This window comes from Prochlorococcus sp. MIT 1306, assembly GCF_047304515.1.
GTDB classification, from domain to species: Bacteria; Cyanobacteriota; Cyanobacteriia; order PCC-6307; family Cyanobiaceae; genus Prochlorococcus; species Prochlorococcus marinus_D.
Genome location: NZ_CP138959.1, coordinates 2,273,671 through 2,293,518, shown reverse-complemented (window position 1 = coordinate 2,293,518; position 19,848 = coordinate 2,273,671). Strand labels below are relative to the sequence as shown.

The following is a 19,848-nucleotide window of genomic DNA, read 5'->3' as shown; positions in this document are numbered from 1 at the left end:
ACATCAATAGTTAGCCAAGAGTGCCTCAACAAATTCAAAACTATTGAACGGTCGTAAATCACGGATCCCTTCACCAGCGCCGATAAAACGAATCGGCAACCTCGCTTCTGAAGCCACCGCTAAGGCCACTCCACCACGAGATGTGCCATCCAACTTGGTAATCACTACCCCTGTAAGAGCGGCCGCCTGGGCAAAAGCCATGGCTTGTCGCAATCCGTTCTGACCTTGACTGGCATCAAGTATCAAAAGAGATTCAACCCTGGCTTCAGGTGCTAAACGATCAATAATTCGTCGAACCTTCTGTAGCTCCTCCATCAAATTGTGCTTTGTTTGCAAACGACCAGCTGTGTCAACAAGCACAAGGTCTGTTGATTTAGATCGGGCCGCACCAATTGCATCAAACACAACAGCAGCAGGATCAGCATTGGCAGTGGAATTGGCTATGACCGGAACACCACTGCGAGCACCCCACACCTTTACCTGTTCAACAGCAGCGGCCCGAAAGGTGTCAGCAGCAGCAATCAAAGCGCTGTAACCACTGCGTACTGCCAAGTTTGCCAACTTGCCAAGAGTGGTGGTCTTGCCAACACCATTCACTCCCACAAATAACCAGATATTGAGACGACCCCGTTCTGGCGCCAAAAGATCAGTGCCAGTGTCCTGAATCGGAGCCTCCAAAAGATTGCAAAGTTGTTGTTTAAGAAAGCGAAGTCCTTCAGCAGGATCCACAACTTCTTCGTTCATTCGGCGACGAAGCGCATCGAGAACTTGATCCGTAGCTTCAACTCCCGCATCAGCTCTCAAAAGTAATGTTTCAAGGTCATCAAGCACCTCAGGAGTAAGGGGGTCATCCCCGAGGTTTTCCAAAAGGCCTTTGACAAAACCTTGACGGGTCTTTTCAAGACCACGCCTGAGTCGACCCAACCAATCAATCTCCTCTAAAGAAATTTTTTCCGGCTTACGCCCCTGTGCGGCAAGCACTTCTGCAGACCACGCAAAGGTTTCGTCAAACTCACCAAGCTTGGGTTCAGGCGACGTTTCCGAAAATTGAGATTGCTGAGCTAGTTGAGGCGAAACCTCCTCAACCCTTGCTTCAAGCTCTTGTTGACGAGACTGCCTCTGGAGCGCAGCTTGCTCCAATAAAGAACCCCCAGCCTCAAGACTTGAAGACTGAGCACTCAATTCAGGTTGAACATTCGCAGTAAGGGCTGTTTCGCTAGCAGAGTCAATCTCAACTGAAGCCTGTGACGTTTTCTGCTGCTCTTGCTGTGCTTTTAAGCGGGCATAAGCACTGCGAGCCCACTCCAAAGAGGATTCCTCCTGGTTCATTGGAGAAGATTCCTCTTGATTATTAGACGAATCGGAGCTGAGCTCCTCAGAGCCTTCTGCCTTCTCCTCTAAAACTTTCTCAGTAGAAACATCGTCACTGGCTTGACGATTAAACCAGTCGTAAACCATTAGGCCAACGTCACAGTGGAGGCATCATGCAAGCGTCTCAAGACACCATTAATCATGCGACGACCTTGATCATCGCTGTAGCGATGGGCCAATTCAACAGCTTCATTGCAAGCCACAGCAGATGGAGTCTGAAGAGCAGTCAAGTCCACCACGGCCAACCTCAAGATATCCCGATCAATACGAGGCAAACGACTCAAGCGCCAGCCCTCCATAACAGCATCAATACTTGCATCAATGCTGTTGCGTTTTTCTATCACCAGCCTCACACGCTCTAGAGCCCCAAGCCGAATCTGCTCCTGGTTTCCTAACGCCAGCAAACGTGGGATTTCCAAACTTGTTGAAACACCATTAATAACCTGTTCTGCACCAATAAGACAAGCCTGTAAATGCTCACGAGCCTGACTCGTAGAGCTCGCATCACGATCTTGAAACTCACTATCGAGTAAATGCTGTTGAGCAGTCTCAAGCTCAACAGCACAAGTATCAAGACCCTCTCTCCAATGCTGACTCAAGGTATCAAAAGCCTTCTGAAGAAGACTCTCCAAAGATATTGTTTTCAACCTCGAAATTTCACGTTCGGGAATCTGACCAAGCACCAAAAGAGCCAGTTCTCGAGAAAGTGATCTGGACTGCATGATCGACACAAGAACGGGAGGAGACGAACTCAAACCTGGGTCGTAGTCGTAGAAGACGGGGCAGTATTAGAACGCAATTGAGTCATCAAACTTGAGAAACTGCGATTCATAGGAGGCTCTTGTTCATCAGGGTTCACAATTCCTGCTGAAATAATTGTGCGGAAAGCATCCTCCACGGAAATATTTAAATTGCGAACCGAAGATTCCGGCACCAAGGTATACCAACCCGTGGTGGGATTAGGGGCAGTGGGAATAAACACACTCAGCAAGGGCTGATCAAGCTCAGCTTGTAGTGAGGGACCTACCAAACCGGTCACAAACCCAACACTAAACAAGCCCTCACGGGGATATTCCACCAACACCACTCGACGAAAACGCTTCGAATTATCTCTTAGGAAAGTTTCCAAAAGCTGCTTAAGGGTCTTATAAACCGAACCAGCAAGAGGTATCCGAGAAAGAGTTCCCTCACCAAACTCAAGCAGCCAACGTCCAACAATATTGCGAGCCATCAAGCCAATCAAAAGGATGCCAAGTAAAGGCACCGTAAGGCCCAGGCTCAAATTAATCAGATCCTGAAGAAGTGGATTAAGGGTGATGAACGGATTGACCTGTTTGGGGATCGACGTAAGAAATGCCAGTACAAATCTGCTGACAGTGGTAGCCAACCAGATCGTTGTCGCCAAAGGTATGACTACCAACAACCCTGCAATGAGATCGTTCTTGAGATCCTGCTGAAGCCTTGAGGTCAGCGGAAGATCTGTTCTGGGATTGGACTGCACCAAGGAAAGTCTGAGGCCAAAAGCGGACTTGATTGAACCAACCTAACCAGCTGTCTGACTTCTGCCGAGTTTTAAAGCACGGCTGTGAGCGCAAGCAACACAAAAGCCACTGCAAGCACAACCGCACTAAGGGTGCCACCAAAACGACGCTGATTCACTGCAAGATTGCGCTGCCGCTCCATTTGCTGGATCTGCTGATCCATCTGAGTCAATTGACCAGCGACGAAATCATTGGCTGCCTTTTGCTGATCTTCATCTGTTGCAGTAGCAGGCAGCTGACCAGCTTGTGCAAGCTGAGCACCAAGGACCTTGAGAGCTTCAGGGTTCTGAGCCTGTCTACGGGCTTCCTCAAGCTGATCTCGCCTTTGCTTCAAAGTTTGATTTGCCTGTCCAGCGAGGGTCTGATTACCGGAGATCGCCATTGGAATCACTGCGATCATGGCAATAGCAAAAAGACTAGAAAAAGCACAAATCAGCCAGCGAATCGGCAGTTTTGCTTTGCCTGGATGATCCAGCCTGGAACTGATCAACATCAGCAACAGACCTATAAATCCCATCGGAGAAAGCGTAACCAAACGCTGAACCATCACTTGCTGAAACTCCGCCGAAGCCCAATCGCTTGCACCAAGCAAGACAACCATCTGCAACAGCAGCAAAATCACCAGGGTGAGTCCAAGCCAGCGCATCAACGGAGTTAAACGACCGGCTGAACTTGATCCCAACTCAGAAGCAGGCAAGGCACGATGCCAAAAGGTAATCAAGTGTACGGTTGATGGTTGTGAAAATCTGCGCCAACCAAGATCAACTCAGCTATGAGCTCAAAGAGCAAGCAAAAAAACAAGGTTTTGATCCTGTAGGAATTGCCAGGTTCCCGGGTAGTGACCGACTCCAACTTCGCTCCGCTGCTCTACAGCGCTGGCTAAAAGCTGGTCATCAGGCCGACATGGCATGGATGGCCTCATCGCAAAGGCAACAGGCGGACCAACTACTCGAAGGGATGACAAGCCTGCTGGCGGTAGGTCTGAACTACTTCGTCAATGTACAAAGAGCTCCAGGCAAATTATTAGTTGCTCGCTATGCATGGGGACGGGACTATCACCGAGTGATCAAGCAAAGGCTCCGAAGAGTAGGTCGCTGGCTTGAACAACAGCGACCTAACTGCCGCTGGAAAATCTGCGTAGATACCGCTCCATTACTCGACAAAGCCTGGGCAGAAGAGGCCGGTCTCGGTTGGATCGGCAAGCACAGCAACCTGATCAATACCCAGCGAGGTTCATGGATGGTGCTGGGTCATCTTCTTTGCACCGAACCACTCACCCCAGACCAACCCGCACAGTCCCTGTGCGGCAAATGCCAATCCTGTCTGGAGATGTGTCCCACCGAAGCCATCACCGAACCCTTTGTGATCGATTCACGTCGATGCCTGGCATACCACACAATCGAAAACCGCAACCCTGACTTACCAGAAAACATTGTGAGGTCCTTGGGGGATTGGGTCGCCGGATGTGACATCTGTCAAGACGTCTGCCCATGGAATCAACAATCTCTTCCCCATAGCAATGATCCTGATGTACAGCCTCGTGATTGGTTACTCAAGCTGACGCGCAATCAGGCCCTCTCATGGAGCGATACAACTTGGAGTGAACAGTTACGCGGATCTGCTCTGAAAAGAATCAAACCATGGATGTGGCGTCGAAATGCAGCCTCAACGCAAACCAACAAACCTCCTACGCTGCAAAAGAACTAAATCCATGGAATGAAACTGAACCAGCTGCGATATAAACCGCTTAACGGCTGGCTCAGAGGAGCTGTTCTAGGGCTCATCACCACAATTGTGGCAACACCTCCTACTCATGCCCTCATTCCCTACGTCTACGAGCCAAGTCCTCTTGAATTAAAAGGAGCCAGCCTCGGCATTGGACGCACAGCCGCCCAATTGCTGCAACTGGGTCAACCAAAAGAGGCCGCGCTATTGGCAGCACTTGCTGTCCGACTGCAACCAGAAGATGAGCGTCTCTGGTCAATTTTTGCAGAAGCCCAACTACGCAGCGATCAACTTGATGCTGCAAGCCATTCTCTAGCGCGAGCAAAACAACTCAACCCCAAGAAAGCAGGCCTTTGGTTCGCTGAAGCTTCCCTTGCCCTGCGCGATAACCGGCCTGCAGACGCCGTGAGCCTCCTCATCCAAGGTCTAGAACTCGACCCAGACAATGCTGGTGCTTACTTTGATCTAGGCAACGCAAGAGTGATGCAAGCCAATCTTCAGATCGCTCTCGAGGCTTTTGAAAAAGCCTCCGGCTTGCAGCCAACATTCTGGGAAGCCGTTAATAACCAAGGAATCGTGTTGTTTGAAATGGGCAAAATCAAACCTGCCATCAACCGCTGGCGGCGTGTACTACAAATCAAACGCAATGCTGAACCAATGCTTGCCCTTGCGGCTGCATTGAATCAAATCAACCCTGGCAACACAGAAGCACTCGCACTTGCCAACCAAGCCCTCGCAGAAAATCCAAATTACGTCTTACCAAGACACCAGAAAGAGCAGCTCTGGGGAGAACGCCTTCGCCAAGCCACCAGTCATTTACTGACAAACCCAAATCTACGATCAGCCGTGGAACGAGCTGAAGCCAACGCTGATACAAACCAATAGGCACTGATCAACAGTGCTGGTATCCGCTAAGTAGATCTGTAGGCTGAGCGCTTTAAGCCCTCTAATCCCAAATCTGGATGGCCGAGGAGCGCCTTCAACCAATCGCGTTGCATCAAGAGATGCAACGCTCCTATCTCGAATACGCGATGAGCGTAATCGTAGGAAGAGCATTGCCCGATGCCCGGGATGGCCTCAAGCCAGTTCAGAGGCGCATCCTATTTGCAATGCACGAGCTAGGCCTGACGCCAGATCGTCCCTATAGAAAATGCGCCCGTGTTGTTGGAGATGTCCTAGGGAAATATCACCCTCATGGCGATCAAGCCGTTTACGACGCACTCGTTCGACTCGTTCAGAACTTTTCAAGCCGTTTCCCAGTGTTGGATGGACACGGCAACTTCGGCTCCGTTGATGACGATCCGCCTGCGGCCATGCGTTACACAGAAACGCGTCTGGCTTCAATCGCCCATATGGCGTTGTTGGATGAAATCGGCGAGGAAACAGTTGATTTTACTGCGAATTTTGATGGCTCCCAACAGGAACCCTCAGTACTGCCAGCCCAACTTCCCTTCCTACTACTAAATGGTTGTTCGGGAATCGCCGTGGGTATGGCGACCAGCATTCCACCCCACAACCTTGGCGAAGTGGTCGATGGATTGATTGCCCTGATACGCAAGCCCGATCTCAGTGACGACAAATTACTTGGTCTAATTCCTGGCCCAGACTTTCCAACTGGTGGAGAGATCCTGCTGGGCACTGGCATCCATGAGACCTACCTCAAAGGACGCGGCAGCATCCCAATGCGTGGCGTGGCCCATGTCGAAGAAATACAACCTGGAAAGGGTCGGCACCGCCGAAGTGCTGTTGTCGTCACTGAATTGCCCTATCAACTCAGCAAAGCTGGCTGGATCGAAAAACTGGCAGATCTTGTTAACAATGGAAAAATCGGTGGCATTGCCGATATTCGCGACGAAAGCGACCGAGAAGGAATGAGGATAGTGGTGGAACTGCGCCGAGATGCCAACCCAGAGAATGTTCTCGGCGATCTGCATCGACGCACCTCCCTACAAAGCAATTTCGGCGCAATTCTTCTGGCTCTTGTTAACGGCCAACCACAACAACTTTCGCTGAGAAAATTGCTACAAACCTTTCTCGAGTACCGAGAACTCACAGTTATCCGAAGAACCAACCATGCCCTAGGAAAAACAAAAACTCGCCTGGAAGTGGTGGAAGGATTGATCACAGCATTGAACGCACTACAAGCTGTCATTGCAATGATCCAAGAGGCTGCCGATGCTGCTGCTGCAAGAGCCCGTCTGATGGTGCAATTAGATCTAAATGAAAAGCAAGCCGACGCTGTTTTGGCAATGCCACTACGACGACTTACGAGTCTGGAACAAAGCAGTTTGAGGCAAGAAGCCAAAGAACTACAAGGCAAACAAGAACAACTTCAATTCCTTCTCGAAAATCGAGAAAGCATGCTGGAAGTACTCATTCAAGAACTTCGACAGCTCAAAAAGCGCTTTAACAACCCCCGCCGAACTCGCCTTGTGGAGGGTGGCGATGATCTGGTCGCTGAGCGAGCGGCAAACCAAAGACCGAATGCTGAAGTTCAACGACAACAAGCACTATCAGCCCTGCCAAGTGATGGACGAATACTCATCCAACAAGACAGCCAGGTCAAGGTAATGAGCCCACAAATCCTCGGTCGACTTCACCTCAACGAAGCCTGCAAACTCGGCGATGGACCTTCGCCAGCCAGATTGATCTTGCCAATTGAACCAGCCCCACGTCTACTTGCGGTGACAAACAATGGTCGAGTAGCTCTAGTCCGCTGGGAATTTGCAGGGCAACAACCCGGGTCGCTGGAACGCTTCCTACCAGGAGGATTAGAAAAAGAAACATTGATCAACATATTCCCCTTGCCCGTAGATCAAAACCTAAGCCTAGGTCTACTGAGCAGCGATGGACGCTTCAAACGATTACCCTTAGAAGAAGTGATGGAACTTTCCGGAAGAGCAGCAAGCATTGTTAAACTAAAAGATGGTGTTGTATTAAAATCAGCATTCATTTGCAAAGCAAATGATGATGTCATTTTAGCAAGTAACATAGGAAGAGTAATCAGAATTAATGTTAATAACGACAGCATGCCATTGATGGGAAAATTAGCTCAGGGGCCTATGACAATGCGACTATTACCAGAAGAAATGGTCGTTGGAGCAATTTCTTGTCCACCAAACTGTGAAAGCACTGTATTACTTGTCACACGCCTAGGTAAATTCGCCAAGCTATTGGTCTCTTCGATAAGAGTCTGCCAGAGAGGAGATTTAGGCGAAATTGGGTTAACAATAAAAGATTCAAGCCGAGATCAAGATCGAGTCGTTGACATCTGTAATGGCAATAGGTTGGTCGGCCTAGTAAGTAGCCAAGGTCGCCATGGCCGTATCGAAGCTGGAGAACTGGAACTGACCATGCCTATCAAACCAAATCTAAACATTATGGAATTAAAAGACAACGAAGAAATTCAAAAACTCGTGCCACTAATCACGACTAATAATATTATAGATTAAGCATTTAACACTTAAGGCCTTGATAATCACCTTTATTAAGACAATTGTGTGCGTTCTATCCAATCGAGATATTCAGAAGTAACTGTCCCTGTAATATACTCTCCGGTAAAACAAGAAAGCTCAAGTTCAGAAACACCTGAACCTTCAACAATTGCTGCTTCTAGATCAGCAACCTCTTGATAGACCATGTGATCAGTGGAAAGTTCAGAAGAGATTTCAGGAATAGTGCGATTATAAGCAATCAGCTCATGCCGATTTGGCATATTTATGCCATAAACATGTGAATATCGCACTGGTGGTGCTGCAGAAGTAAACGTGACTTTATTCGCACCGGCAACTCGAGCCATTTGTACTATCTCCTTCGAAGTCGTGCCACGTACAATTGAATCATCCACAATTAAAACATTCTTACCTTTAAATTCTGTTCCCATAGCATTTAACTTTTGTCTAACAGATTTCTTACGTTGAGCTTGTCCAGGCATAATAAATGTACGGCCTACATAACGATTTTTAAAAAAGCCCTCACGATATTCAATCCCAAGCTGTCTAGCCACTTGCATAGCAGCAGGCCGTGAAGAGTCAGGAATTGGCATCACAACATCTATATCGCCAGATGGCGTGTACTTTGCAATAGTTTCTGCAAGTCGATCCCCCATCCTTAATCGAGCCTCGTAAACCGAGATTCCACTCATCACTGAATCAGGTCGAGCAAGATAAACATACTCAAATGAACATGGCACAAGACGCGGATTCTTCGCACACTGACGTGAATAAAGCTCGCCATTTTGAGTAATAAAAATAGCCTCTCCAGGATCAACATCCCTAACAATCTCATAATCACCATTCTCTAATACCAATGACTCACTAGCCACAATCCACTCATCAGCGCCTTCTAAAGACTTACGTTTACCAAGGACCAATGGCCTAATCCCAAACGGATCGCGAAAAGCAAGAAGACCGTGCCCTGCAATCAAAGCAATAGATGTATAAGAACCTTCTACTCGTTGATGTACAGACGTTACAGCATCAAATACCTGATCTGGAGTAAGATCACTACCATAAATTTTCAATTGCAATTCAGTAGCTAAAACATTAAGCAACATCTCCGTATCACTCTTTGAATTTGTATGGCGACGATCAATATTGAACAAGTCGCGATCAAGCTCTCGAGTATTGGTAAGGTTACCGTTATGAATAAGAATAATTCCGTAAGGAGCATTCACATAAAATGGTTGTGCTTCTTCTTCCCGCTCAGCTGCACCCTTAGTTGCATATCTGACATGACCAAGACCAATATTACCGATTAAGGAACGCATATCACGTGTGCGATAGGCCTCCCGCACTTGCCCCCTTGCCTTATGCAAGTGAAAAACACTGCCATCCATGGTGGCTATGCCAGTAGAGTCCTGACCCCGGTGCTGTAGAAGCAGCAAGCTGTCATAAATCTGCTGATTGACCAGCGCAGTAGAAACAATGCCAACAATGCCGCACATGTGAAGCTCAACTCCTCAAATGCATAAGCCAAGGAAGACATTTTGCACCAAAGCTCAACTCAGACGCTTGAAGAGAGATCCAAGCCCATACGACGAGGGATTGCCTGCTCAAAGCACTCCCTCAGCTGATTCAAAGGAAGCTGAACCAAGCGATTGCCAGCCTGAGTGATCAGCAACTCCTCATCAGCCGTAACAACACCAAGGTACTGATCAAACACTGCGCCAGGGGATGCGGTCTTTGCCTGATTTAAAACCTTTTGCCAGGCAACAGCCTGCGTCGACGGAACACTCACCAAGATGCGTGAACCACCTTCCGCAAATAACAACCGATCCAATCGAGCATCGCTGGATGGTAACTCAAGATGTGCACCCAAGTTTCCAGCGATACAGCACTCAGCAACTGCAACTGCAAGACCTCCATCACTTAGATCATGAGCAGAGCGAACAAATCCCTCGGTAATAGAATTGCGTAGGAAAGATTGAACTAAACACTCAAGTTTCAGATCAATCTCCGGAGGCCTACCAGTAACTAAACCATGAATACATTCAAGATAACTACTACCCGCAAGGCTAACGCGAGGATCAACCGCAACTGTTGTATCGATAGGCACGCCTAAAAGCCAAATCAAATCACCAGGCTCAAGCCAAGCCTGACCACAAACATTTGCAAGATCATGAACTAACCCAACCATTCCAACAACTGGTGTTGGGTGAATAGGTTGTATTTCTCCATCAGCTAAGCGAGTCTCATTATATAGAGAAACATTTCCTCCAGTTACTGGTGTTGACAAGCTCTTACAAGCCTTAGAAAGACCACGACAAGCTAAAGCCAATTGCCAATAACCAGTAGGCGTTTCCGGAGAAGGAAAATTGAGATTATCCGTGACAGCCAAAGGCTCCGCACCTACACAACTAAGATTACGGGCCGCTTCTGCGACAGCGGCGATAGCACCACGTTCTGGATCAAGAAAAACCCATCGATTAGGACAATCAACAACTGCCGCAACTCCCCGATTCACCACATCTACAGAGCCTTCACCTTGCTGTGGACGTAATCTCACAACAGCAGCATCAGAAACTCCTGGAGCTGAAACTGTATTGGCTTGAACCTGATGATCATATTGACGAAAAACCCAACGTTTTGAAGCAATCGTAGGGTCATCAAGTAACTTTAAAAGAATTTCATCCCATGATAAATTACTACCAAAATGAGATTGTGAATTTAAATTGATCCCTTTTAAACCAACAACTGGTAATAGATCCTCCTGCCAATCCCATTTAGCCTGAATCTCTAGCGGAGGATCACTAACTAATTCATGTCGATCAATTGGAGTATCATCAGCTAACGCATTAGCAGGCACCTCAGCAACAACTTTACCTTTTTGCAAAACACGAACCACCTTCTTTTCAAGAACGCAACCAACAATTGCTGCTTGCAACCCCCAACGGATAAATCTCTCCATCAAAGATTGCTCTTGTCCAGGCTTCACCACAAAAAGCATTCTCTCTTGAGATTCCGAGAGTAAAAACTCATATGGAGTCATGCCAAGCTCACGAGCAGGAACTCGATCAAGATCAAGTTCAATACCAAGACCACCCTTAGCAGCCATCTCCGAGCAGCTGCAGGTAAGACCAGCGGCACCCATGTCCTGAGCAGCAACAACATCGCCACTCTTAAAAGCTTCAAGACAAGCTTCAATTAAACCTTTTTCCAAAAATGGATCACCAACCTGAACCGCAGGACGATCATCCAGAGAAGCTTTTGTGAGCTCTGCACTAGCAAAACTGGCACCACCCATACCATCACGACCAGTTGTACTACCGACATAAACCACCGGATAACCAACACCATGAGCCCCAGAACAGACAATCTCGTCTGTTTCCATCAGCCCAAGAGCCATTGCATTAACTAACGGATTGCCGGAATAACTGGAATCAAACGCCACCTCACCACCAACGGTAGGAACTCCCACGCAATTGCCGTAATGAGCAATACCTTCAACGACCCCCTCCATAAGACCAACATTACGTTCATCTTCAAGAGGTCCAAAACGCAAAGCATTAAGGAGCGCAATAGGCCTTGCACCCATAGTAAAAATATCTCTCAAAATTCCGCCAACACCTGTAGCAGCTCCTTGAAAAGGTTCCAATGCAGAAGGATGATTGTGGCTTTCAATTTTGAAAGCCAAGCTCTGTCCATCTCCTAAATCCACGACCCCAGCATTTTCTCCAGGACCAACCAAAATCCGATGACCACTTGTAGGAAAGCTGCTGAGTAAAGGCCTTGAATTGCGATAACAACAGTGTTCAGACCACATCACACCAAACATGCCCAGCTCAACTCGGTTAGGTGCACGTTGGAGACGACGACAAATCTCGTCGTAATCATCTGGTTTGAGACCTTCATGACGTAAAGCCGCAGCCACGTCATAATCAACTCTCAAATCGGGGCCCTCACACACGAGATCTGACTCATCTCTTCCCAGTTTTACTTATAAAGCTCAAACCCAAGGATCATCCTGACCATCGCCTCTACCGTCCGGACGCCGACGGCGGCGTAACTCTTCAGTTGATTGGGAAAAATTATCAGTCTGTTGATCATCCCAACCTTCTAAGGGATCCATTTCAGCCATATCAGAAGACTTCCAAGAACGCTGAACTGGTTCTTCCCAGGGAGGATCCTCCAACCAACCTTCCAAACGATCACTAGCCCGGTCACCCATCTTGTGAAGTTGATCACGCCAATGACGGGAACGCTTGATTAAACCCTGCCGAACACTGGAATGAACCAAGGGAAGATCATCTAAACCACGCAAAGCAGTAGAAACCATTCCTGGTTGCTGATCAACAATGCGATCAGTTGTTAATCGCCATCGACTGCTGCCTGGAAGGCGAGGATCACTGCGAGAGACCAAATAATGAAGAATTTTGCCTGTTGTGGGAATAAAAACAAAATCAGCCACCAAACCAAGGCGTTCCCCATCGCGATCCAACAAATCAGCATCTAACAAAGTGGGAAGACGCTCAAGCGTGATCTGATCAGAAACAGCCGGTTGCCCTTTAACAAAAACCTCTTGCTCATTAATCCCACGAGACTGATCCAAACGCCAAACATCCCTCGACACTCGAAGTGCTGATGGACGACTAACCCAACCAAGTAAACGATGAACTGGAGGATGCATCCAAGGCATTACTCCAGGCCCATGATCTAATCCCTGATCACAACGTACACGATGATGCAACAGATCACTCAATAAAATCTGATCAGGAAGATTCAAAGTTCAAGAACGAATTTGTACTGGCATCACCAAATACGTAAAGCCAATATCATCATCCTTTGGTGAAATAATTGCAGGTGTGGTTGGAGCATTACAACGCAGTACAATACGATCACTATCCATCACCTTCAAACCATCTAGTACATAACGAACATTAAAAGCAATCTGAACAGAATCACCAGTAAATTCAGCCGATAGCGATTCAGAGCCACTGCCTACATCCTGAGCATCAGCACTAATTTGTAGAAGCTCAGAAGTACTGTCACCACTAACCTTTACAACATTGTTATGTTGATCAGCTAATACAGCTATCCGTTCCAAAGCTGAAATAAAAGCACGCCGATCAACATCAAAGCTCCGAGCAAAACCATCAGGAATTAACTGACGATAGTTAGGATAAGTTCCGTCTAATGTTCGACTAGTTACAACTTGATCAGCAGCTAAAAATACCACCTGACCCTTATCACAAAACAAACTCACTTGATCATCACTACGCCATCCGGCGATCAAGCGCTCCACTTCCCGCAAAGAGCGAGAAGGAAGCGTTACCGCAAAATTCTCACCTTCATCATCCGTGTCAGATGAAAGCGTAGTCTCAACATCTAAGGCATCTGCCAAGCTTAAAACTGCAAGGCGATGACCATCAGTTGCCGCTGCTTCCATCGCTTTACCATCAAAATGCAAATGAACTCCTGTTAGTAACTGTTTGGCTTCATCTGAACTGCTAGCAAAAAGAGTTCCTCGAAGAGCTGTCAAAAGAGCCCTCGCATTCACCTTGACAGCCTTACCACTTTCAACAAGAGGTAATTCAGGAAAATCATCAGCAGACATCCCACGCATCTGATAACTCCCGCTTAAACTTTTGAGCTCTACCTGTTCACCAGCCTCATCAGTGGCCAAAGTGATAGGCGAATCACTTGAAAGCCTTGAAACAATTTCCCCTAATAGGCGCGCAGGCAAAGTAATCGCACCACTGGATTCCACCGAGGCAGTCAATGCCGTTTGAATACCAAGGCTCAGATCAAAACCCGTGAGGCTGAGACGATCAGTGCCAGCATCAGCAGTGAGAAGCACGTTAGCTAGCACCGGATGAGTGGGTCGTGAGGCCACGGCTCTGCTAACGAGCTGTAGTGCTGTATTGAGTTCAGCCTGTGAACAAACCAGTTTCATGGAATCAATGTCACGACTAGAACGAGAACGCTGAAGAGGTCTCCCACAATTTCACAAGCCAGCGAGAAGTGCAATGGCAGATCATTCTCATTCACAACCTCCCGGTTTTATTGATTAAATTATTAAAAGAAATTAAAAGAACCGTAGTAGTAGTGCTTGAGGAAATCGTGGAAAATTGTACAAATCCTTTACGACGACTGGACTCTAATGGTTAGAGACTTGTGGAAAGGATAGTTGGGCATGTGGAGGCATGGCTTTCTTTCCACATTTTAATCAATTGGGGAAAATGCTGAGCTCTTTAAATGGCTTGGTTTTGGGTCCTTTTCCCCAGCTTTAAATATGGTTTTAATATGATTTCCACAGTCAGATTGTAGATAGTCTATTTGAGCTGCTAGTGGTTGTTTGATCCTTAAAAGCCCATGACACGAGCCACAGTGGTCAGATCTGGATTTAGATCTGCATGAAATGTTGCATCGTTGTTATTGATGGCACAATCTGGATCTTTTAAACCGTTGCCAGTAAGGACACATACAACAGTTGCCCCTGAAGGGACTTCAGAAGCACGTTTTAATAATCCTGCTACAGAAGCAGCACTTGCAGGTTCACAGAAAATGCCTTCCTCTCGACCAAGCAATTTGTAAGCTTCTATTATTTTTTCATCTGAAACATCAAGAAAGGCTCCATTGCTGCTTGATTTTGCGGCAATAGCTTTTTCTTTGTTGACTGGGTTGCCTATTCTAATTGCCGTTGCGATTGTATTTGGATTGTTTACGGTTTTATTGAAAACTAATGGAGCAGATCCACTTGCTTGGAATCCCATCATTTGTGGTAGAAGTTGACATTTTCCGGCTTGTTTGTACTCTTGAAAACCCATCCAATACGCAGTGATATTGCCTGCATTCCCCATTGGGATGCAAAGCCATTCCGGTGCTTCTCCGAGAGCATCAACAATTTCAAAGGCTGCAGTTTTTTGACCTTGAAGCCTGTATGGGTTGACGGAATTCACTAGAGTTACTGGGTATTTCAAGGCCATTTCTTGAACAATGTCGAGAGCACGATCAAAATTGCCTCGAATTGCTAGCACCTCGGCGCCATAAACTAAAGCTTGAGCTAACTTTCCTTGCGCTACATAACCGTCTGGAATTAATACAAAAGCACGCATGCCAGCGCGTCTTGCATATGCAGCAGCAGCAGCAGATGTGTTGCCTGTACTGGCACATATGACTCCTTCACAATTAGCTTCTTTGGCCTTGCTGATTGCCATCGTCATGCCTCGGTCCTTAAAGGACCCTGTGGGGTTGAGGCCGTCGTATTTCACGTAGACCTTAACTCCCCTGCCAATCCGTTCAGCTATGGAGTTGACAGGGATCAATGGCGTCGCTCCTTCTTTGAGAGTCACGACAGGTGTGGTATCGCTTACGGGCAACCAGGATCTATACGCTTCTATTAGGCCAGGCCAATCCTGCATCACAGGGGCTGTGGCGATAGCTTGAGGGAGGTTCTGGCTGAGTGACACCTACAGAGAGCAGTGTTTAGAAGGAATCTAAGCCTTAAGGCTTAGATTCCTTAAGGCCGTCTAGTGGGGAATCGGAAAAGAATTTCACCAGACCAGCGATTGACTCAGCTTTTTGCATGATTCCAAACAGAGCCGGTAGGTTTACTGTCATTGTTTGGTTGGGATAGGCTTTTAGAAAGTGGATGGCATTAAGACCGCCCTTCCCTAATTGCATGCCATTGATTACTCCAGATCTGAATGCTGGAACGCTTACCGAAGGGTTTGGCACGTTGAGAGGGTAGATGATTTTGGATATGCGGTTGATGATTACGTTGCCAATGCGGGTGGTCATCAATCGACTGGTAAGCCCTATAGGAAGTTCTACCTTTTTATTGAGGAGCTTGGAAACAGTTTCAGGGTTTTGTCGACTGAATTTCAGGGCATCTTTTAAAAGGCCTCTGGCTTTTCCTGTTTTTGCTAGATATTCCAAATTTGACACTGAGATTGAGCGGCGGAAGGCACCACTCACTAAGGCCACTTCTTTGGCTGCTTCTGCTTTCGGCATCGTTGAAAACAGACTTAATCCCAAACCTAGGCAGAGAGCCATCAGAGACCGGTAAGAATGTTTTTTGGATTGATTCATTAGTGAACCCTTTAGTCACAGAATTTAGGGTGAAACTCCTGCTGCTACCTTGACAAGACGGACAACACCACGTTCGGCGAGACCCTGCGCAACTTTTATACCCATTTTGTGGGTGTCAGGTTCGCGGATCAGTCTTGGTAGGCGGCTGAGGACTAGTTCAGGAGTGAAGCCGGGCAGGTTTTGCAAGATAGCGATCAGTTGCCGAATTGGTTCTAAATCAAGCAGTGAGCCATCGTCAGAATTTTCAGACTCCGAACCAATGGCTATAAGTGGAGGTTGCAAGGATCGCGGTAGGTTACGACCCAGACGTTGAAATGTTTGCCAGCCAAAGGCGTCAAGGCGGTTGATTAGTGCTTCAACAAGTTGGTCTCTCAAGAGACCACCGTTGATTGAGAAGAGGAAATCGATGACCTGATCCATTAAGCTGTCCAAGTCAAGCTGGGCTTGGCTTGCAGCACTTGCTACAAGGTTTTCTAGTCGAGTCCAGCGGAAGATTTCTCCGTCAAATAGCATTTCTTTGAGGCTTTGGCGTAATTGAGGGTCGGGATCTTCCATGAGTCGCCGAGCGAAGTAAGGATAAGCAGCACCAAGAATTTTGAATTCTGAATCTACGCTTAATGCGATGCCTTCAAGTGTTATTAGTGAACGAATAATTAATGCGTAGTATGGAGGTACCTTGAAAGGGAACTTGTACATTACGCCAGAGAGGTCATCAGTTACGCTTTTGAAATCAAGGCGACTTACACCCATCTCAAGAGCTTGGCTGAAGACACTTTCAAACGCAGGTACAATTGGTTGGAGATTGACATCTTCTGCTAGAAAACCGAGTTTTACAAAGTCACGTGAAAGGTTGTTGAAATTACGGTTTACCAGATGTACCACTGCTTCAATTAAGCCTGTACGTGATTCTCGGCTCACCTCACTCATCATTCCGAAATCTAGGTAGCAGAGCCGCCCATCGGCCATAGCTAGAAGGTTGCCTGGATGTGGATCAGCGTGGAAAAAACCGTGTTCCAGCAACTGTTGCAAGCTGCAGTTAACTCCGACTTCAACCATATTATTGGGATCGATTCCTAGCTCTCTCACTGCCGTTAGATTAGTGAGTTTTACGCCATCAATCCATTCCATTGTAAGTACTCTACGGCTAGTAGCTTGCCGATAGATTATTGGTACAGCGATGCGTTGATTATGGCTGTGAAGAGTGCGGAAACGCTCTGCATTGGCAGCTTCATTGAGATAATCCATCTCTTCAAATACTCTTCGGCCTAGCTCATCAATCAGCGCCACAAGATCACTACGTATCAATCTCACATTGCTTTTTAGCCATGCGGCAATGTTCCGTACGATGTAAAGATCAAGGGTGATTTGTTCACGAAGTCCTGGTCGTTGTACCTTGACAGCCACCTGTTGACCTCCTTTGAGTACGCCTCGGTGGACCTGTCCTAGAGAGGCGGCAGAGATGGGCTCTTTGTCGAGTTGTTCGTAGATCTCTTCGATTGGTGCTTCAAGGTCTTCTTCTATGCAGGCCATAGCCATGACACTGTCGAAGCCTGGCAATTGGTCTTGTAGTTGTGAAAGCTCTTCCAGTAGAACTGGTGGTACCAGGTCTGGTCGACTGGAAAGAGCTTGTCCGGCCTTAATGAAAGCAGGGCCAAGCTCTACCAAGAGTTCCGCGAATTCTCGTGCTCGGGAACGAGCACGATTTGCATCGTTGAGTAAGCCAAAAACTTTGTCCCCTGCTAAGCCAATCAGGAAAAGACCAATGGGTAGAAGTGTTTGCCATAGTCGGCGCAAAAGGCGCTGTGGATGACCGGCATAAATTCTGGTAATTGCAGCAGGGTCGTATTCAAGTAGGCCTGCCGCCTCGATGAAATCCCCGAGTTCTGTTTCCATCCTGAGTGGGGTCTTGATCATCCCCCCCTTCTAAACGACTTTGATAGCCGCTACCGTCGGTCGACACTGGGGGTCGGCCGTGTTAATTGGTCTTCGACTTCAAAACATTGCTTTGATCGACAGCCTGGATCTGAGCTTTGATCAAGGTTTTACGGTGCTTACGGGAGAAACAGGAGCGGGAAAATCGATCCTGTTTGAGGCATTGGATGCTCTTTTGGGAGGAGCGCAAGGAACGGCGGGAGTTCGCTTACTTAGTTTTGGTGAGGAGCGTGGTCAGATTGAGGCAAGTTTCGCGCTTGATTCAGCAGTAGAACATTGGCTTAAGGATCAGGAGTTTGATTCAGAAGATGCGGAACTGGTCCTTTGTAGGGAGTGGCGTCGTCAGGACAATCGAGTTAGCAGTCGTTTTCGACTCAATGGGGTGACGGTTAATCGGCAGCAGATTCTCACTTTGCGACCGTTGTTGATTGATCTCACTGTGCAGGGTCAGGCTCAGCAATTAGCGAGACCTGGTCAGCAGCGTTGGTGGTTGGATCGTTTTGGTGGTGTTGTTTTGGAACGTACTCTTTTGCAAGTGAAGCAAAGCTGGTCTGATTGGCAACAGAACTCTTTAAGGCTTGAGCAGGCTCAAGCCAACTGGCAGCAGTTGCAACGGCAGAGACAGGAGGAGGAAATGCAGCTTGAGGAACTGGAGCTTGCTCAGTTAGACGATTGCTGCGAAGACAAGACTCTTCAGCGGGAGCAGGATCGACTTGTTCATGGCGTGAGGTTGCAGGAGGGCTTAGGTGTATTGATCGGTCGGTTGAAACTGGGTGCTGATCAAGTGCCGTCTGTTCTGGATCATTTGGCTGCCTGTGTTCATCAACTTCAGGCAATGTCTTTGCTGGATTCTTCTTTGGCCACTCAGCTGGATCAATGTCTCGATTTTGAGGCCGGTTTGCAGGATTTGATTCATCAGCTTGAGCATTACGGTTCTGTTTTGGAGAGTGATCCAGAACGTCTTGGTCAGTTGCAGGAACGGCTCGCGTTTTTGAAGCGATTGGAGAGACGTTTTGGTTTGGATTTGCCGCAGATGCTGGTTCGTCGGGATGAATTGAGGAATCATTTGGCAGTCGGTGGGGCAGAAGCTGCTTTAGAGAAGTTGAAGAAAGAGGAGGAAAATGCCCGGAATTGTATGGATCGAGCGAATCAGTCTCTAACAGTTGTTAGGGAGAAAACGGCGCGCCAATTAGAGCAGAAGTTGATGACATATTTGCGTCCGATGGGTCTGGAGAATGTGCGTTTTAAGGTTCAGCTCAACTCGTCTATGCCTAGTGAAAATGGTGCGGATGCTGTTCAATTTCTTTTTTCCGCTAATCCTGGTCAGCCGTTAGCTCCTCTTGCTGAAGTGGCGTCGGGTGGTGAGATGTCTCGTTTTTTGCTTGCCCTTAAAACAACCCTCAGTGCAGTGGATGGACGGAGCACCTTGCTGTTTGATGAGATTGATGCAGGAGTAAGTGGTCGGCTGAGTGGCGAGATTGCCAGTCTTCTAAAGGATCTAGCTCTTCATCGACAAGTCTTTTGTGTTACCCATCAACCATTGGTGGCGGCAGCTGCAGACCATCATTTCCGTGTCAGCAAATTAGTTGAGCAGGGTTTGACACGATCGCGAGTGTCCCAACTGAGGGACACTCAGTCTCGAATGCAGGAATTGGCGGATTTGGCTGGCGGGGATTTGGCTGAGGCGCGGGCCTATGCGGCCAGCTTGCTGGACCATCAAGTGGCCTAATTGACAGCTGGTTTTCGTA

15 protein-coding genes are annotated in these 19,848 nt (G+C 47.6%); 4 read left to right on the top strand and 11 right to left on the bottom strand.

What is annotated here, in order from left to right; translation table 11 throughout:
• Nucleotides 1-3 precede the first annotated feature (3 nt).
• The 4 genes from ftsY to SIB74_RS11410 all read right to left on the bottom strand — a co-directional run bounded on the left by ftsY (nucleotide 4) and on the right by SIB74_RS11410 (nucleotide 3,633).
• Nucleotides 4-1,458 (bottom strand): signal recognition particle-docking protein FtsY, encoded by a 1,455-nt coding sequence (gene ftsY / locus SIB74_RS11425; RefSeq protein ID WP_063396544.1) that lies wholly within the window; start codon nucleotides 1,456-1,458, stop codon nucleotides 4-6.
• Entirely contained in the window at nucleotides 1,458-2,093 is a 636-nt protein-coding gene (nusB, locus tag SIB74_RS11420) for a transcription antitermination factor NusB (protein ID WP_063396545.1), read from the bottom strand. Before nusB ends, ftsY begins: the two co-directional genes overlap by 1 nt.
• A 29-nt stretch (nucleotides 2,094-2,122) precedes the next feature.
• Nucleotides 2,123-2,875 (bottom strand): DUF502 domain-containing protein, encoded by a 753-nt coding sequence (locus tag SIB74_RS11415; protein WP_041374634.1) that lies wholly within the window; start codon nucleotides 2,873-2,875, stop codon nucleotides 2,123-2,125.
• Between the two features lie 68 nt (nucleotides 2,876-2,943).
• The gene (locus tag SIB74_RS11410) at nucleotides 2,944-3,633 is read right to left on the bottom strand and encodes an HpsJ family protein (protein ID WP_011824698.1); all 690 of its coding nucleotides are present in this window, start codon (nucleotides 3,631-3,633) and stop codon (nucleotides 2,944-2,946) included.
• Between the two features lie 11 nt (nucleotides 3,634-3,644).
• On the opposite strand from SIB74_RS11410, the gene queG reads away from it, so the two are divergent.
• The 3 genes from queG to SIB74_RS11395 all read left to right on the top strand — a co-directional run bounded on the left by queG (nucleotide 3,645) and on the right by SIB74_RS11395 (nucleotide 8,089).
• Entirely contained in the window at nucleotides 3,645-4,619 is a 975-nt protein-coding gene (gene queG, locus SIB74_RS11405) for a tRNA epoxyqueuosine(34) reductase QueG (protein WP_063396546.1), read from the top strand.
• Between the two features lie 9 nt (nucleotides 4,620-4,628).
• Nucleotides 4,629-5,522, top strand: coding sequence for a tetratricopeptide repeat protein (locus SIB74_RS11400; protein WP_063396547.1), 894 nt, complete (start codon nucleotides 4,629-4,631; stop codon nucleotides 5,520-5,522).
• A gap of 77 nt (nucleotides 5,523-5,599) precedes the next feature.
• Complete coding sequence (locus SIB74_RS11395) at nucleotides 5,600-8,089, top strand: DNA topoisomerase (ATP-hydrolyzing) subunit A (RefSeq protein WP_063396548.1); 2,490 nt, start codon at nucleotides 5,600-5,602, stop codon at nucleotides 8,087-8,089.
• A 35-nt stretch (nucleotides 8,090-8,124) separates the two neighbouring features.
• On the opposite strand, the gene purF is transcribed toward SIB74_RS11395, so the two are convergent.
• From purF to SIB74_RS11360, 7 genes are all read right to left on the bottom strand, one after another.
• The gene (purF, locus tag SIB74_RS11390) at nucleotides 8,125-9,582 is read right to left on the bottom strand and encodes an amidophosphoribosyltransferase (RefSeq protein WP_011824694.1); all 1,458 of its coding nucleotides are present in this window, start codon (nucleotides 9,580-9,582) and stop codon (nucleotides 8,125-8,127) included.
• Nucleotides 9,583-9,641: 59 nt separating this feature from the next.
• Nucleotides 9,642-12,026, bottom strand: coding sequence for a phosphoribosylformylglycinamidine synthase subunit PurL (gene purL, locus SIB74_RS11385; RefSeq protein WP_063396947.1), 2,385 nt, complete (start codon nucleotides 12,024-12,026; stop codon nucleotides 9,642-9,644).
• Nucleotides 12,027-12,083: 57 nt separating this feature from the next.
• Nucleotides 12,084-12,860, bottom strand: a complete 777-nt coding sequence (locus SIB74_RS11380) for a hypothetical protein (RefSeq protein WP_063396549.1) — start codon at nucleotides 12,858-12,860, stop codon at nucleotides 12,084-12,086.
• A gap of 3 nt (nucleotides 12,861-12,863) precedes the next feature.
• Nucleotides 12,864-14,030 (bottom strand): DNA polymerase III subunit beta, encoded by a 1,167-nt coding sequence (dnaN, locus tag SIB74_RS11375; RefSeq protein WP_011824691.1) that lies wholly within the window; start codon nucleotides 14,028-14,030, stop codon nucleotides 12,864-12,866.
• Between the two features lie 409 nt (nucleotides 14,031-14,439).
• Entirely contained in the window at nucleotides 14,440-15,498 is a 1,059-nt protein-coding gene (thrC, locus tag SIB74_RS11370; protein ID WP_063396550.1) for a threonine synthase, read from the bottom strand.
• 82 nt (nucleotides 15,499-15,580) lie between these two features.
• On the bottom strand, nucleotides 15,581-16,168 hold the full coding sequence (locus tag SIB74_RS11365) for an alpha/beta hydrolase (RefSeq protein WP_063396551.1): 588 nt from the start codon (nucleotides 16,166-16,168) through the stop codon (nucleotides 15,581-15,583).
• Nucleotides 16,169-16,192: 24 nt separating this feature from the next.
• Nucleotides 16,193-18,082 carry an ABC1 kinase family protein gene (locus tag SIB74_RS11360; RefSeq protein ID WP_011827589.1) on the bottom strand — a complete coding sequence of 630 codons (1,890 nt, stop codon included), beginning with the start codon at nucleotides 18,080-18,082 and terminating at the stop codon, nucleotides 16,193-16,195.
• Nucleotides 18,083-18,140: 58 nt separating this feature from the next.
• Here SIB74_RS11360 and recN point away from each other — a divergent pair, with 58 nt between their 5' ends.
• A complete protein-coding gene (recN, locus tag SIB74_RS11355; protein WP_063396552.1) occupies nucleotides 18,141-19,829 on the top strand; it encodes a DNA repair protein RecN in 1,689 nt (562 codons plus the stop codon).
• The last annotated feature ends 19 nt before the right edge of the window (nucleotides 19,830-19,848 follow it).